The 13,888-nt window shown below is 35.3% G+C and carries 15 protein-coding genes; 14 read left to right on the plus strand and 1 reads right to left on the minus strand.

Annotation, left to right across the window (positions count from 1 at the left end; all coding sequences use genetic code 11):
* Positions 1–20: 20 nt before the first annotated feature.
* Entirely contained in the window at positions 21–2,342 is a 2,322-nt protein-coding gene (locus NZ923_02960) for a polysaccharide biosynthesis tyrosine autokinase (GenBank protein MCS7228978.1), read from the minus strand.
* 283 nt (positions 2,343–2,625) lie between these two features.
* On the opposite strand from NZ923_02960, the gene flhF reads away from it, so the two are divergent.
* From flhF to NZ923_03030, 14 genes are all read left to right on the plus strand, one after another.
* On the plus strand, positions 2,626–3,819 hold the full coding sequence (flhF, locus tag NZ923_02965) for a flagellar biosynthesis protein FlhF (GenBank protein MCS7228979.1): 1,194 nt from the start codon (positions 2,626–2,628) through the stop codon (positions 3,817–3,819).
* Complete coding sequence (locus NZ923_02970) at positions 3,816–4,676, plus strand: P-loop NTPase (protein ID MCS7228980.1); 861 nt, start codon at positions 3,816–3,818, stop codon at positions 4,674–4,676. The genes flhF and NZ923_02970 overlap by 4 nt, the downstream gene beginning before the upstream one ends.
* Positions 4,664–4,882, plus strand: a complete 219-nt coding sequence (locus tag NZ923_02975) for a hypothetical protein (GenBank protein ID MCS7228981.1) — start codon at positions 4,664–4,666, stop codon at positions 4,880–4,882. Before NZ923_02970 ends, NZ923_02975 begins: the two co-directional genes overlap by 13 nt.
* Positions 4,883–4,912: 30 nt before the next feature.
* Entirely contained in the window at positions 4,913–5,689 is a 777-nt protein-coding gene (locus NZ923_02980) for a FliA/WhiG family RNA polymerase sigma factor (protein MCS7228982.1), read from the plus strand.
* Positions 5,690–5,692: 3 nt separating this feature from the next.
* Positions 5,693–6,568: an HDOD domain-containing protein gene (locus NZ923_02985; protein ID MCS7228983.1), complete on the plus strand. Its 876-nt coding sequence runs from the start codon at positions 5,693–5,695 to the stop codon at positions 6,566–6,568.
* Positions 6,568–7,938: an ATP-binding protein gene (locus NZ923_02990; protein MCS7228984.1), complete on the plus strand. Its 1,371-nt coding sequence runs from the start codon at positions 6,568–6,570 to the stop codon at positions 7,936–7,938. The genes NZ923_02985 and NZ923_02990 overlap by 1 nt, the downstream gene beginning before the upstream one ends.
* A gap of 43 nt (positions 7,939–7,981) precedes the next feature.
* Positions 7,982–8,512: a hypothetical protein gene (locus NZ923_02995; GenBank protein ID MCS7228985.1), complete on the plus strand. Its 531-nt coding sequence runs from the start codon at positions 7,982–7,984 to the stop codon at positions 8,510–8,512.
* A 4-nt stretch (positions 8,513–8,516) separates the two neighbouring features.
* On the plus strand, positions 8,517–9,260 hold the full coding sequence (gene flgF, locus NZ923_03000) for a flagellar basal-body rod protein FlgF (GenBank protein ID MCS7228986.1): 744 nt from the start codon (positions 8,517–8,519) through the stop codon (positions 9,258–9,260).
* A 186-nt stretch (positions 9,261–9,446) separates the two neighbouring features.
* Positions 9,447–10,241 carry a flagellar basal-body rod protein FlgG gene (flgG, locus tag NZ923_03005; protein MCS7228987.1) on the plus strand — a complete coding sequence of 265 codons (795 nt, stop codon included), beginning with the start codon at positions 9,447–9,449 and terminating at the stop codon, positions 10,239–10,241.
* A gap of 20 nt (positions 10,242–10,261) precedes the next feature.
* Complete coding sequence (gene flgA, locus NZ923_03010) at positions 10,262–10,960, plus strand: flagellar basal body P-ring formation chaperone FlgA (GenBank protein MCS7228988.1); 699 nt, start codon at positions 10,262–10,264, stop codon at positions 10,958–10,960.
* A 14-nt stretch (positions 10,961–10,974) separates the two neighbouring features.
* Positions 10,975–11,538 carry a flagellar basal body L-ring protein FlgH gene (locus NZ923_03015; GenBank protein ID MCS7228989.1) on the plus strand — a complete coding sequence of 188 codons (564 nt, stop codon included), beginning with the start codon at positions 10,975–10,977 and terminating at the stop codon, positions 11,536–11,538.
* A gap of 29 nt (positions 11,539–11,567) precedes the next feature.
* On the plus strand, positions 11,568–12,662 hold the full coding sequence (locus tag NZ923_03020) for a flagellar basal body P-ring protein FlgI (GenBank protein MCS7228990.1): 1,095 nt from the start codon (positions 11,568–11,570) through the stop codon (positions 12,660–12,662).
* A 10-nt stretch (positions 12,663–12,672) separates the two neighbouring features.
* Positions 12,673–13,518 carry a transglycosylase SLT domain-containing protein gene (locus NZ923_03025; GenBank protein ID MCS7228991.1) on the plus strand — a complete coding sequence of 282 codons (846 nt, stop codon included), beginning with the start codon at positions 12,673–12,675 and terminating at the stop codon, positions 13,516–13,518.
* A complete protein-coding gene (locus tag NZ923_03030; GenBank protein ID MCS7228992.1) occupies positions 13,508–13,888 on the plus strand; it encodes a flagellar protein FlgN in 381 nt (126 codons plus the stop codon). Before NZ923_03025 ends, NZ923_03030 begins: the two co-directional genes overlap by 11 nt.

Below are 13,888 nucleotides of genomic sequence, written 5' to 3' on the forward strand. Positions count from 1 at the left end.
GTAACTCTTCTTTTTCGCCCTTAGCTTTTATCTCTATCAGCCCCGTAGTAATCGTAATATCTATAGTACCGATAGTATCTATAATATGTTCCATAGGTTGCGCTTGCATCAAAGTTATTTAGAAGAACACCAATTACATTTCCTCCCACGCGATGAATCATTTCTCTTGCTTTATCAACGACATCAATTTCTGTCTTTCCAGCTGATGCTACAAGCAAAACTCCATCAACCTGATTTGCAAGTATTAAAGCGTCTGTTACGGCAACAAGCGGTGGCGTATCAAAGATGATGAAATCATAGTTTAATTTAAGGTATTCAATAAATTCTTTCATCTTCTCAGAACCAAGAAGCTCGGATGGATTCGGAGGAACAACTCCACATGGAACTAAATAAAGATTATCAACATCAGTTTGTTTGAAAATTGTATCAATTTCTGCTCTTCCAAATAAATAATCTGTAAGTCCTGGCTCTCTTTTTACACTAAAAACTCTATGAAGAACTGGGCGCCTTAGGTCTGTATCAAGTAGAACTGTTTTCAAATCTGCTTTAGCCATTGTAATTGCAAGATTTGAAGCTGTAGTTGATTTTCCTTCTTTTGGCGCACTGCTTGCAACAATGATTGATTTAATTTTTCTATCAAGTTTAGCAAATTGTATCCCTGTTCTTAAAACTCTATATGCTTCAGCAACTGGTGATTTAGGGCTTAAGTGGGTTATTAGGTGAGCGGCGATATTTCTACCTTCATCTTTTTTAAGTTGCTTTCCATCAAGTTTAGTTTCAATTTCAATGATGGGTATCGCTGAAAGAACTGTAAACCCTTTCTTTTCGAGCTGTTCGGGGGTTTTTACCGATCTGTCAAAGAATTCTCTTATAAAAACAATTCCAACTCCAAGTCCAAGTCCAATTATAACACTTAAAATTAAATTTAAATGAACTTTCGGACTTACTGGTTTTGGTTCGGGAGTTGCATAATCAATTATTTGAACATAGCCAAACTGTGACTGTTCAGCAATCATTGCCTCTTGATATTTTTCCTCAATTAAAAGATATAATTTTTCGCTACTCATCCTTGCACGCTCAAGTCGTGCGTAGTCGATCAGTTTTGAGGGTATTGTTTCAAACTTTTGGTTTAGCTGTGCGATTAATTTATCAAGTTCCTTTTTCTTTGCTTCATAGGCTGTTAATTCAATTTCCGTTAAGAGAATTTTTTGCTTTAATTCTTTTACGAACCCAGTTGGATCATAAGTTTGGGTGCCTGGCGTTCCTGAACTTGCAAAACCCGTTTTTAAGAACTCAGATATTTTTTCTTGCAGCTTCTTTCTCAATGAGGCTAGTTGTTCATCTATTTCACGAAGACTTTTATCTAAAACTTCTTTGCTTCCAACTTTTGGATTTTGCGCAACAATTTGGTCTCTCGTCACCTCAAGCTTTGCGATTTCCTCTTGCAAGTATTTGATATAAGGATCAAGCGCTTCTGTTGCAACTTTTACAAATTCAGGTTCAATTTGCTTTATTTGTTCAAGATATGCATTTAATTTTTTCTGGGCTGTAGAAATTTCAACAATTGCTTCCCCGCGCTTTGATTCTAAATCAGAAAGCTGCTCTATTAATTTTCTTGATTCTTCATCAAGGGCGACAACCCCAGCGGATTTCATATATGTTTCAAGTTGACTTTCGGCTTGATCAAGTATTTTCTTCTTGTCTGCGAGTTGTTCCTCAAGAAACTTTCTCACGCTTCTTGATTCATTTCTGCTCATCAAAAGATTTCGTTCATAGTAAGCGTCCGCAAAAGTATTGGCAATTAAAGCTGCTTCTTTAGGATTTTTGCTTCTTGCTGTGATTTTTATTATATCTGCATCGCGCGGTGATTCAACTTTGACATTTTTTTCAAACCTTTCAAGTATCGTTTCTATGCTTGCGAAGGGTTTTATTCCTTCCCTAAGATCTTTACGAGATGGAAGTATTACGAGAATCGTATCTTTTTTATTCTCTGGATCAATATAAACTCTGTTAATTAGCTTCTTTGCAACTGCTTCAGCAAGAGAACGGCTTTTCAGTATCTCAATTTCATTTTTTATGTTTCTTTGTTCCGATAAACCCGTAATGTCAAATGCTTCACTTAAGCCAAGTCCTTTTTTACCCTTCTCTATCAAGATAACAGCGGTTGATTCATAAATTGGATCTTGCATAAATGTAAAAATTGCTGTTGCTAATACAACAAGAATAAAAACAAGAATTATAAGCCACTTACCCCTGTAAAGAACTTGTATGACTTCATATAAATTTATTGTTTCCTCCTCAGGCTGAAAAAAAGGTTGCCCATTAGTACCTAATTTTTCCATGATGTTAAGAACAAAATTTGTTTTTTACCCGTGAACTAACAATTCATCTTCAATATAAAAATTCAAACAATAAAAGTCAAGCTTTATCTGTGTGATGTGGATTACAGACTTAAAATTTATTGTATAATAATCCACACCATTTGTTTAATATTAGCCATTTGCTCTTAAAACTTGTGGCTTTAGGTAACTTAAAGATTTGAAAATTGCAAGAGCATATTAATGGCACAGGGTTTGAATATAACTAAATCTGGAAAAGTTTAAACAAAAAGAATGCTGAAGTCTGATGAAAATTAAAAAGTTTGTAGCACCAACATTGAAAGAAGCTACTGAGATGATGAAGAAAGAATTCGGGGATGACGCCATAATTCTCGGAACGAGAAGAATTAAGCAACCTGGAATTTGGGGTTTTTTGAAACCGGAGTTAATTGAAATTGTTGGGGCAATAGAAGAGAATAGATTTCAAGAATCAAGAGTTGCTTCATACGAAGCTCCGAAAAATACGGTTGATTTGCTGCGAAGAATGACCGAAGAAATTGAAACAAAACAAAGGAGATTAGATGAAGACGAAAAAAATGAGGTTTTTGAAAAATATAACTATAGCATAATTAAAAGCGATCTTGAGGAGGTAAAGCAAGCACTAAATCAAATAACAGAACATCTAAAATATAGAAATTCAATTCAATATCCCCCTCTTTTGAAAAAAGCCTTTGTGAACCTCTTGGAAAAAGAGGTTGATGAAGATTTAGCTAATAAGATTGTGCGCACTGTTCTTACAAAATTAAGCGGAGAGGAATTAAAGAGCGAGAAAATAATTGAAAATGAGATAATAAATGTGATAGCTGACATTATTAAGTTTTCAAAACCTGTAAAGCCGATCCGAAGGAAAAGCTTTGTGCTTGCCTTTGTTGGACCAACAGGGGTTGGGAAAACAACAACGGTTGCAAAGTTAGCTGCTATCTATAAATTGTTTGAAAATGCCAAAGTTGCATTGATATCAGCAGATACCTACCGAATAGCAGCAATTGAGCAGCTTCAAACCTTTGCCAACATCGCTAATATTCCAATGGATGTCGCTTATACACCAGAAGATATTGCAAGAATCATCCGAAAACATCAGGATAAAGACATAATTCTTATTGATACCGTTGGAAGAAATCAGAGACAAACTGAGCATATCTCTGAACTTGCAAAATTTATAAAGAGCGCTGATCCAGATGAAGTTCACTTGGTTTTAAGTGCAACATCAAGTTACAAAAATATGATAGATGTTTATAATAGATTTAAAGCCTTGGTGCCGAACCGATTGATATTTTCTAAAGTTGACGAGGCTGTTAGTTTAGGTTACATTCTTAATATCGCCTATAAAACTAAACTACCCCTTTCATATATCACGACGGGACAAAATGTTCCAGATGATATAGCTGTTGCTGAACCTAAAGTAGTAGCAAACTTAATTTATAAGGAAGTTTTGCTATGATAGCTGATCAAGCGGAAAAGTTAAGAAGTGTCGTTCGGGAAAAGATAGAAAAGCGAAGTGGCTTAGCTCATGTGATCGCCGTAGGAAGTGGGAAGGGAGGAAGTGGAAAAACGAATATAACTTTAAATCTTGGATTAATTCTGAGCAAAAATGGGAAAAAAGTTCTACTTTATGATGCGGATCTAAACCTCGCAAATATTGATATTTTGCTTGGAATTACACCTAAATTTAGATTCCTTGACTTTATTAACGGAGATGTTCAGATAAGAGACATCTTAATTGAGGTCAGAGAAAACCTGGTTCTTATACCTGCAAATTCTGGGGTTGTGAATTTCCCAAAGATCCCGGGCGAAAGGTTAATTCAAGTGCTTGATGAAATTTTAACACTTGAACGAAATTTTGATTTCATTCTCATAGATACTCCAGCTGGAATATCTGATGAAGTTATAAAACTTCTCGGTTATTCGGACGATTACATACTTGTCGTCACGCCCGAGCCAACCTCAATAATGGATGCATATGCAGTGATAAAACTTGTCTATTACCAAACTGGGAAAGCAAATGTTAAGTTAATTGTTAACAATGTTAATAACTCTATAAATCCAATTGAAATTGCAAATAGACTATCTCTCGTCGCAGAAAAATTCTTGGGTGTGAAAATAAATTACATCGGTTCAATTCCAAGTGATCCATTCATCCCAAAATCAGTAATGATGCAGAAACCATTTGTTGAAGCATTCCCGAGATCTGGGGCTTCAATTGCTCTGAATAAAATTGCAATGAATCTTTTATCCCTTGATAAAGTTAAAAAACAAAAATCATTTTGGGAGAGGTTTATAGAACTATGCGGGCTTTGATTCTACAAATTGGACTTCTTTTGTTTTTCGTTTCAATAATAACTCTCTGGTTGCAAGGGATAGATATAATAATTGCTGTTGCGAGATCGTTCGTTCTATTTGTCGCTGTAACTGGGCTCTTGTCTTTAGTTATGTATTTATTTGTCTTTCTGAAAAAGAGCGAGAAAAAAGAAGAAATTTCAACTCAAGAAGCATCAAAGAATTAAGAGCTTTAAAACTTTTACGGAGGGCTTAATATGTCCGTGAACTTTGCTAAAAGAGAACAAAATGAAACGGTTGAAAACCTTTTCGCAATATACAAAAAGACGCGTGATCCAGAAGTTAAGAAGAAGTTGATCACTCTTTATATTGATTTCGTTCGGGGCATTGTCAGAAAAATGGGCTTGAATTATTCTGGTGCATTGCTTGGTGAAGAAGATCTCGTTGATATCGGGATAATAGGTTTGAGCGATGCAATTGACAAGTTTGATCCAAAAATTGGTGTTAAGTTTGAAACATATGCTTATACGCGAATTAGGGGAAGCATAATTGATGAGATAAGAAAAATAGACAATCTTCCGAGATCGGTTAGAAATAAACTTGATCAAATAGACAAGGCAAGGATAAAAATTGAGAACAAAGTTGGAGATAGAGCAGGAGATTGGCTTGTTGCTGACGAAGCTGGGTTAACCATTGAGGAGTATAATCAAATCACAACGCTTGAGCATTCTTCTAAAAATGTATCTTTCAATTTAATGATAGGTGAGAACACGGAGCTCGGGGAAATGATAGAAAGCGATGATAAAAATCCAGAAGAAATTTTAATTGAAAATGAAATTAAACAGGCGATAGCGGATGAGTTGAAAAAGCTTTCGGAGAAAGAGCGTCTTGTCATGGTGCTTTACTATTATGAGGAATTGACATTTAGAGAAATTGCCGATGTTTTAAAGTTAAGTGAATCAAGAGTATCACAATTACATACGAGCGCATTGAGGAAAATTCGTGAATCTCTGAAAAGTAAATTTTCATTTTAAACTATGCCGAAGATAAAGCAAAAAATTCAAAACATACTTCAACTTGTTCCGTTTCCAGCGGTAGCGATGGAAGTCATTCGGCTTGTGGATAACCCCAAGACGAGCGCATCTAAGCTTGGTGAGGTAATATCGCAAGATCAGGCGCTTGCGGCAAAAGTTTTAAGAGTCGCAAACTCTCCATTTTATGGTTTCCCGAAGCAGATCTCAACAATTAATTTTGCGATAGTTGTTCTCGGATTTGAAACATTGAAGGAAATTGTTTTAAGTGTTTCGCTTACGAGCTCTCTTGCGAGTAAACTTGATGGTAGTTTTGAACTTGAAAAATTCTGGCGTCATTCGCTTCTCGTCGGGATAACAACAAAACATCTTGCCAAAGATTTCGGCTACAGGGTTTCTGGTGAAGCTTTTACAGCGGGGCTTTTGCACGATATCGGAATCCTTGTAATAGCACAGTATTTTAACAAGGAATTTCAACAAATAGCTCAACTTGGCAAGAGGAGAGAATTTCCCTTTGATCAAATTGAGAGAAGATTTTTGGATAATTCAACTCACTATGAGATCGGTTCGTGGCTTGCAGAGAGGTGGAATTTCCCAGATCAACTTGTTGAAGCAATAGCGTTCCATCACCAGCCACATTTAGCTCCAAAAAATCCAATTCTCCCAGCTCTAATTTATCTTGCTGAATATATATGTTTTAGATCAGGGATTTTAAACATTGAGTATGGTGACCACGATGAATCTTTCAATGAAAATCTTAATCCCGTACTTGAAATTTTAAAACTTGATATTAATTTCCTTAACGATGGCTTCTTTGAATTGTATAAATCTAAAGTTCAAACTGACTTTATCAAGAACCAAATTTTTTCCAATGAACTGTGATGCAAAAGAGAAATTTCGTGAAGTTAAATCCGGACATAATAGAAGAACTTATTCCACAAATTGAAAAGTTCATTGAATCACGGGAAGTATATATCAAAGCACTTGAAAAAACGATTGATCTTTTGAAAAGAGAAATTGACTTGAAGACGAGAACAAATACCGACTTCAAAGATTCAATTGATGAAATTCTCTTAATTCAGCGACTTTCAACAAAGATAAGCACCGCGCTAAACTACGAAGATATAATAACAGAATTGATAGAACTTACAAGACAGATAATACCTGTGATAGATTGCAATGTCTATGTATATGATGACGAAGCAAAAAATTTTAAAAAGCTCTCTGAACGAGGGGCAAACTATCTTGATGCGATAATGGAAACTTATGTTGAAGATGGGATAATTGACTATGTTTTGAGAGAAAAAAGAAGCATTGTCTTGCCGGATATAAACACGACGCTTGATGAATTTGATGAAAAAAATTTCGTTATAGTTCCTCTTGTATTGAGAAATGAGGGAATCGGCGTTTACTTGATCCATACCGATAAAAAACAAAAAGATTTCACAAACCAAATTTTGCTTCTGCTTTCAATTCTTGCGAATCAAACCGCTGTAGCTGTTGAAAACTCAAGAAACTACAATGCTCTTTTAAAAGCAAATGAAGAATTGAAGATAACGCAATCACAAATGATTCAAGCAGCTAAGCTCGCAGCGGTTGGCGAGCTTGCAGGCGGAATTGCACATGAGATTAATAATCCACTTCAGATCTTGCTTGGACATGTTCAACTTATGCAGCTTGGACGAGATCTGCCGAAGAGAATTGAAATTATAAAGGAACAAATTGAAAAGATATCCCAAATTACACGACGACTTTTGAACTTTTCAAGGAAAGTCCCCGAGGATTTTAAGTTTGAACTTGTTAATGTCAATTTCGCAATTCAGGAGATGCTCACGCTTGTTAGTTATCAGTTTAAATACAATGACATTGAATTGATCTTGAAACTTGATCCAGCTTTGCCTTTGATCTATGGTAATAAAGTTTATTTACAGCAGGTCTTTTTAAATTTGATGATAAATGCTAAGGATGCAATGCCTAATGGTGGGAAACTTATAATAGAAACTCTTTCTGAATGTGACAGGATAGTTATAAAGTTTACTGATACGGGCGTTGGGATACCACCAGAGATAAAAGAAAAGATATTTGAAGCATTTTTCACAACAAAAGGAAGCAAGGGAACTGGGCTTGGTCTCTCAATAAGTAGATGGATCATAAAAAAGCATAATGGCGAAATAAAAGTTGAAAGCGAGGTCGGGAAAGGTTCAACATTTACGATAACTTTGCCGTTAAATCCAGAGCAAGGTTTAAAATAAGTTTTAAATACACAACGAATTTGAAAATATAACTTGGATTGAAATGATGGAAAAACTGGATGTTTACTATCCGCTAATTTTAATCATAACTTTGACAACTACTTTTGTAGTTTTAGGTTTGTGGTTCATTTTTAAGTTTCTCAAAAAAATTGATGGTTCTCCAAGATTGGTTAAAGAAAAAGAAATTCCTACCGATAAAAAATTTGTGGATTATCTAATTGAAGAAAGTTTGTCGGAGGATCCAAAATATATTCCTCAATTTAATGAAAAATTTGAAGTTTATCAGGAAGATGTGAAGGAAGTTAGCAATGAAAAAGATAGTTCAGGCGAAAACGAGGTTTTGAAGCTTGCAAGAAAATATAATGTCGTGCAAGGTGAAGTTGAACTGCTTTTGAATTTAAGGTCAAGAATTAAGAAGGAGAACAACTATAATAAAATCTTGGAGGAGATTGAGAAAGGAGCGGATATTAAAAAAGTGGCCAAAAAACACAAAGTAGGGTGTGGTGAGATCTTGGTTATTTTAAGTTTAAAAAATAAAGAACGGCGCTCGCTATGGCAAACAAAAATGGAGTGAAAATATGATTAAAGGAATTTATGCTTCCGCAATTGGTATGATACCAAATAAATTGAAGATTGAAATCATCGCAAATAATCTTGCTAACATTGATACAACAGGCTTTAAGAAGGATGATATCTTCATAAGAATTCTTGAAAACGCCGTTCTTGATATTAATAAAAGCGGAGGAGATGAATTAAGCGGACTTTTGATAACGAAATATACAAGTTTTGAACAAGGAAATTTGAAACAAACTGGAAATCCGTTTGATCTTGCTTTAAATGGTAAAGGCTTTTTCGTTATTCAAACGCCAAATGGTTTGAGATACACAAGAAATGGAAGCTTCACAATCGCTGAGGATGGAACAATTGTTAACTCTAATGGTCACGCCTTAATTGGATCAAACGGGGCAATAAAATTTCCAGATATTACGAAGTTGGAAAATCTTGAGATAAAGATCACAAAAAATGGTGAAATTTATGTTGGGGATAGACTAATTGATAAAATAAGAGTTGTATGGTTTGAAGATTTGTCAAGATTGAAAAAGGAGGAATCAAATTATTTCTTTGTTGACGAAAGCTCAGGCGAAGTAGAATTGGCAAAGGAATTTGAAATTTTTCAGGGGTTCCTTGAGGGATCAAATGTAAATCCAATTGAGGAGATGGTAAAAATGATTGAGGCGAGCAGAATTTATGAGGCAAATTATAAAATGGTTCAACATCAGGATGAAACTCTTACAAAGATAAATGAAGCTGGAAAATTGTAAGGGAGGAAAAGTGCTTTATTTAACAAGTTACAAAAATGGTGAAAAGTTTTATTGTAGCATAAGGTTTTCTGGAGATGGTTTTGAGGTTCAAAGTTTATCCAATTCCTTTTGGAAAGCGTTGTTAATTTGCTTTGTTAAAGGTTTGATCTTTGAAATGAAATTAAAACTAAAAAAGATATTCAGGATATGGAAAGAGCACTGAGGACAGCGGCTTCTGGTATGTTTGCGCAACAAATTAACATTGATATTATTGCTCATAATCTCGCAAATGTTAATACGACTTCTTTTAAGCGAAGTAGGGCGGAATTTCAGGATTTGATGTATCAGATTCTTAAAGCTCCGTCTTCTTCATCGGCGCAAGATAGAGGCGTTGAAAATGTGTCAGAGATACAAGTTGGAACTGGTGTTCAAACAGTTGCAACTTTGAGAGATTTCAAGCAAGGCGATCTTCAACCAACCAATAATCCGCTTGATATTGCAATAAATGGTGAAGGTTTCTTTCAAGTGAGGAAAACAGATGGCACAATCGCTTACACACGAGATGGCTCTTTTAAACTTTCAAGAGATGGGCGACTTGTCAATTCGTCTGGATATGTGCTTGAACCTGAAATTATAATTCCAGAGACAGCAGTTGCAATAAGCATAAGCAGAGACGGAATAGTGGAAGTATTAAACGCAGGCGAGACGGAACCAATTGAAATTGGTAGAATTGAACTTGTAAGGTTTGTTAATCCGGCAGGATTGAGAAGCATTGGAAATAACCTTTATGTTGAAACTCAGGCATCTGGGCAACCGATTTTTGGAACGCCAGGTAGCGAAAGCTTTGGGGAACTAATGCAAGGTTATCTTGAAGCTTCAAATGTTGATATAGTTGAAGAAATGGTCAATATGATAATTGCTCAGCGTGCTTATGAAATTAACTCAAAGACGATAAAAACCGTTGAAGAAATGCTACAAATGGCAAACAATTTGAAACGATAAAAAATTAGTTTAAGTGTAAAGTGCTTTTGATAGTTATAAAAATCTATCTGATCATTTTGCTTCAAGCTCCAAGTTCTGGATTTAGCGAAAAGCTCAAAAACGAGATAGTGAACTATCTAACAAAAAAATTTTCAGATAGACAAGTTGAATATTTGGTTGAATTGAAAAGCAAATTTACAAATTTCGGAAATTTTGAGAATTGCGATGTTAAAGTTATTCAAGGTCCCGATGACTTCAGAGGATATCAAACATTTAAAGTCAAAGTTTCAGGCAAAGATGGTTCAAAGGAATTTTTTGTAAGTGCACTTTTGCGAACTTTTGAGAATGTCGTCGTTGCAAGAAGAGATCTAAATCGTGGTGAAGTCGTAGATTCAGGGAGAGTTTTTGATTTATTTTCGTTTGAAAGAATTGAGACAACTTTTTTGAAAGACGGTTATTTGTGCAGTGTTTCGGGAGTTTATGGTAAGAAGCTTAAAAAAGCGGTAAGAAGAGGAGAGATAGTTTTTGAAAGTTATTTTGATGTCTTACCTCTTGTGAAAGGCGGTGAAACAGTTCGTGTGATTGCGAAAGTGGGAAATGTCAAAGTTGAAACGATGGGAATTGCCAAGAGCGATGGACATTTGAATGAAATTATTATGGTTGTTAACCCGAGATCTGGAAAGTTATTCCCAGGTAAGGTCGTAAGGAAAGGTGTTGTTGCAGTTGAGATTGAAAATTAAAAGGTTATATAAAAATGTTTATACTCGTTTTTCTATTGGTGGCTTTGAGTTCTGTTAATTTATTTAGTCAGGAAGTGATACAGCGTTCGCTTTTTTCTGATCAAAAGGCGTTAAAGAAAGGTGATGTAATAACAGTAATAATAATTGAAGTTTCATCTGCCGAAAGCAAAGCTGAAAGAGATGCTTCAAGAGGTGGTTCTATAAACGGTTCTGTTTCAGGAAGCGGAGCGCTTGGATTTATACCTGAAAGTGGATTTTCAATATCAAGTGGAAATGAATTTAAAGGTCAGGGAGCAACCTCAGCAAGAGGAGCTGTTAAGGCTAAGCTTAGTGCAAGAGTTGTCGGAATTGATTCATCAGGTAATTTGATAATTGAGGGGAAAAGAAAGGTAAATGTTAATGGAGATGAACAGATAATCAAATTAAGAGGGATTGTAAGACCAAGCGATGTAAACTGGGATAATACGGTTTATTCGTATAACATCGCAGATGCAGAAATTGAGTTTACTGGAAAAGGAATGATTTACAGAAGTCAAAATCCAAGTTGGATCACGCGATTTTTGCATTGGTTGTTTTAAATAGGTAAAAATTAAATTTTTCGGCGTATATGAGAGCGCTAATTTTAGTTTTTCTTATCTTTCAAAGTTTGAGCTTCGGAACGAGAATAAAAGATATTGCTTATATCAAAGGTTCAGGAGGTTATCAAGTTATTGGTTATGGACTCGTGGTTGGATTAAATGGGACGGGCGATTCAAGAAGGGCGAGCTTTACAATTCAATCTGTTGTAAGTATGTTGAGAAGATTTGGTATAACTGTTACAGATGAAAATTTGAGAACCAGAAATGTTGCAGCGGTGATGGTTACCGCGACAATACCATCTTTTGCAAAGGAAGGAACAACAGTTGATGTAATTGTTTCTTCAATTGGTGATGCAACAAGTCTGCATGGTGGAAGTTTGCTTATGACTCCTTTGATTGGTCAAGATGGTTTGGTATATGCTGTCGCTCAAGGTCCTCTTTCAGTAGGTGGTTTTGATGTGAGAACAGCGACTGGAACAGAATACAGAAGAAATATCACGACAACAGGGCGAATTCCGAATGGTGCGATAGTTGAAAGAGCCGTTTCCACAGGTTTCTTTAAGTCAAATTATAAAATTGAGATAGTCCTTCGCCAACCTGATTTCACAACTGCGAAAAGGATCGCTGATGCTGTGAACTCAAAATTTAACTCAAGCATAGCTTTTGCAGTTGATGCCTCCGAAGTTGTGGTTAATGTTCCAGATGAATTTAAAGCAGATGATAAAATCGTTGATTTCATTTCTCAAATTGAGAGCATAGAAATTAAACCTGATGCAATTGCGAAAGTTGTGATAAATGAAAGAACAGGAACGATAGTCGTTGGTGAGAATGTCACAATTTCACCAGTTGCTATCTCACATGGGGCGATTCATATAGAAATTCAAGCAGTTCCTGTCATCTCACAACCTGCCCCATTTTCTCGTGGTCAAACAGTTGTAACGCAATTAACGACAATAAATGTCTATCAAGATTCAACAATTGTAACAGCAATTGAAGGAGCAGCAACTGTGCAAGACATCGCAAGGGCTTTGAATGCTCTGAAAGTTTTGCCGAGAGATATAATTGCTATATTCCAAGCGCTCAAGGAAGCTGGGGCTTTAAAGGCTGAATTGATAATTATGTAGGGTTAAGGATATGAAAGTTGAAGTGAAAAGCATTCATAAATTATCAAATATAAATGTAAACCAAAACGACATAAGGAAAGCGAAGTTAAGAGAAGCAGCTGAGAGTTTTGAGGCAGTTTTTTTGAATTTTATGCTTAGGTCAATGTTAAAAGTTTTTTCGGATAAAGAAAACTCTATTTTTGATGGTGACAATTTTGGGGGAGATGTGCTTGATGGTATTTTCTATCTTGAAATTTCAAAGCATATCGCAAAGAATGGGAAATTCGGGATAGCGGAGTTAATATATGATCACTTTTCAAAAATGGATTCGGTTGACTTTAAAATAAATCAGCCAGAAGAAAATAAAAAAATTGAAATTAAGCGGGAAAATAACAAGGTTGAATTTGAAAACAAGCAAAAGAAGAAACTGATCAATAGATATGGGGAATCTTTAATAGATAAGATAAACAGGTTCAGCGACCTAATTAAGAAAGCATCTAAGGAATTGGATGTCCCAGAAGAGTTGATAAAAGCAGTAATAGCCGTTGAATCAGCTGGAAATGTCTTTGCTGTTTCACCTAAAGGAGCAAAAGGGTTGATGCAGCTTATGGACTCTACTGCTGAGTTTGTTGGTGTGAAGAACATTTGGCATCCTGCCGAAAATATATATGGTGGCGTTAAATATCTGCGCCATCTTCTTGAAAAATTCAATGGAGATGTAAAATTAGCTTTAGCTGGATACAACGCCGGACCCGAAAATGTTGAGAAATACAGAGGAATTCCGCCATTCCCAGAAACAATTGAATATGTTAGCAAAGTGATGAGATATATGAAAATTTTTGAACAAAATAAAAATTTGAGTTCTAATGAAGAGTGAAGAAATCAAGTCGTTGTTATTTGAGTTTAGAGAAAAGTTAAAACTTCTTAAATCAATCCTAATTCAAAAGCAGACAGCGATACTTGAATTTGATTACGAAATGCTTGAGGATATCATTGAAAGTGAGGAACTTTTGCTTAAGGAGATCGCATCAATTCGTGGAAAATTTGATTTTAGCGGTGATACTTTAAAGGTATTTATTGAAACCGATGTCCAATTAAAATCTTTGAGAGATGAGGTTGATCAAGAAATTGAAATTATCAAAAGATTGAACAACGAGGTGAGATATTTAATTACTCATTCTCTTCTCTTCGTGAGAAAGCTGCTTGATTTATATCATGGGCAAAATAAAATAAACACAAGGATCTGA

The organism is Candidatus Kryptonium sp., from assembly GCA_025060635.1.
Classification (GTDB): Bacteria; Bacteroidota; Ignavibacteria; order Kryptoniales; family Kryptoniaceae; genus Kryptonium.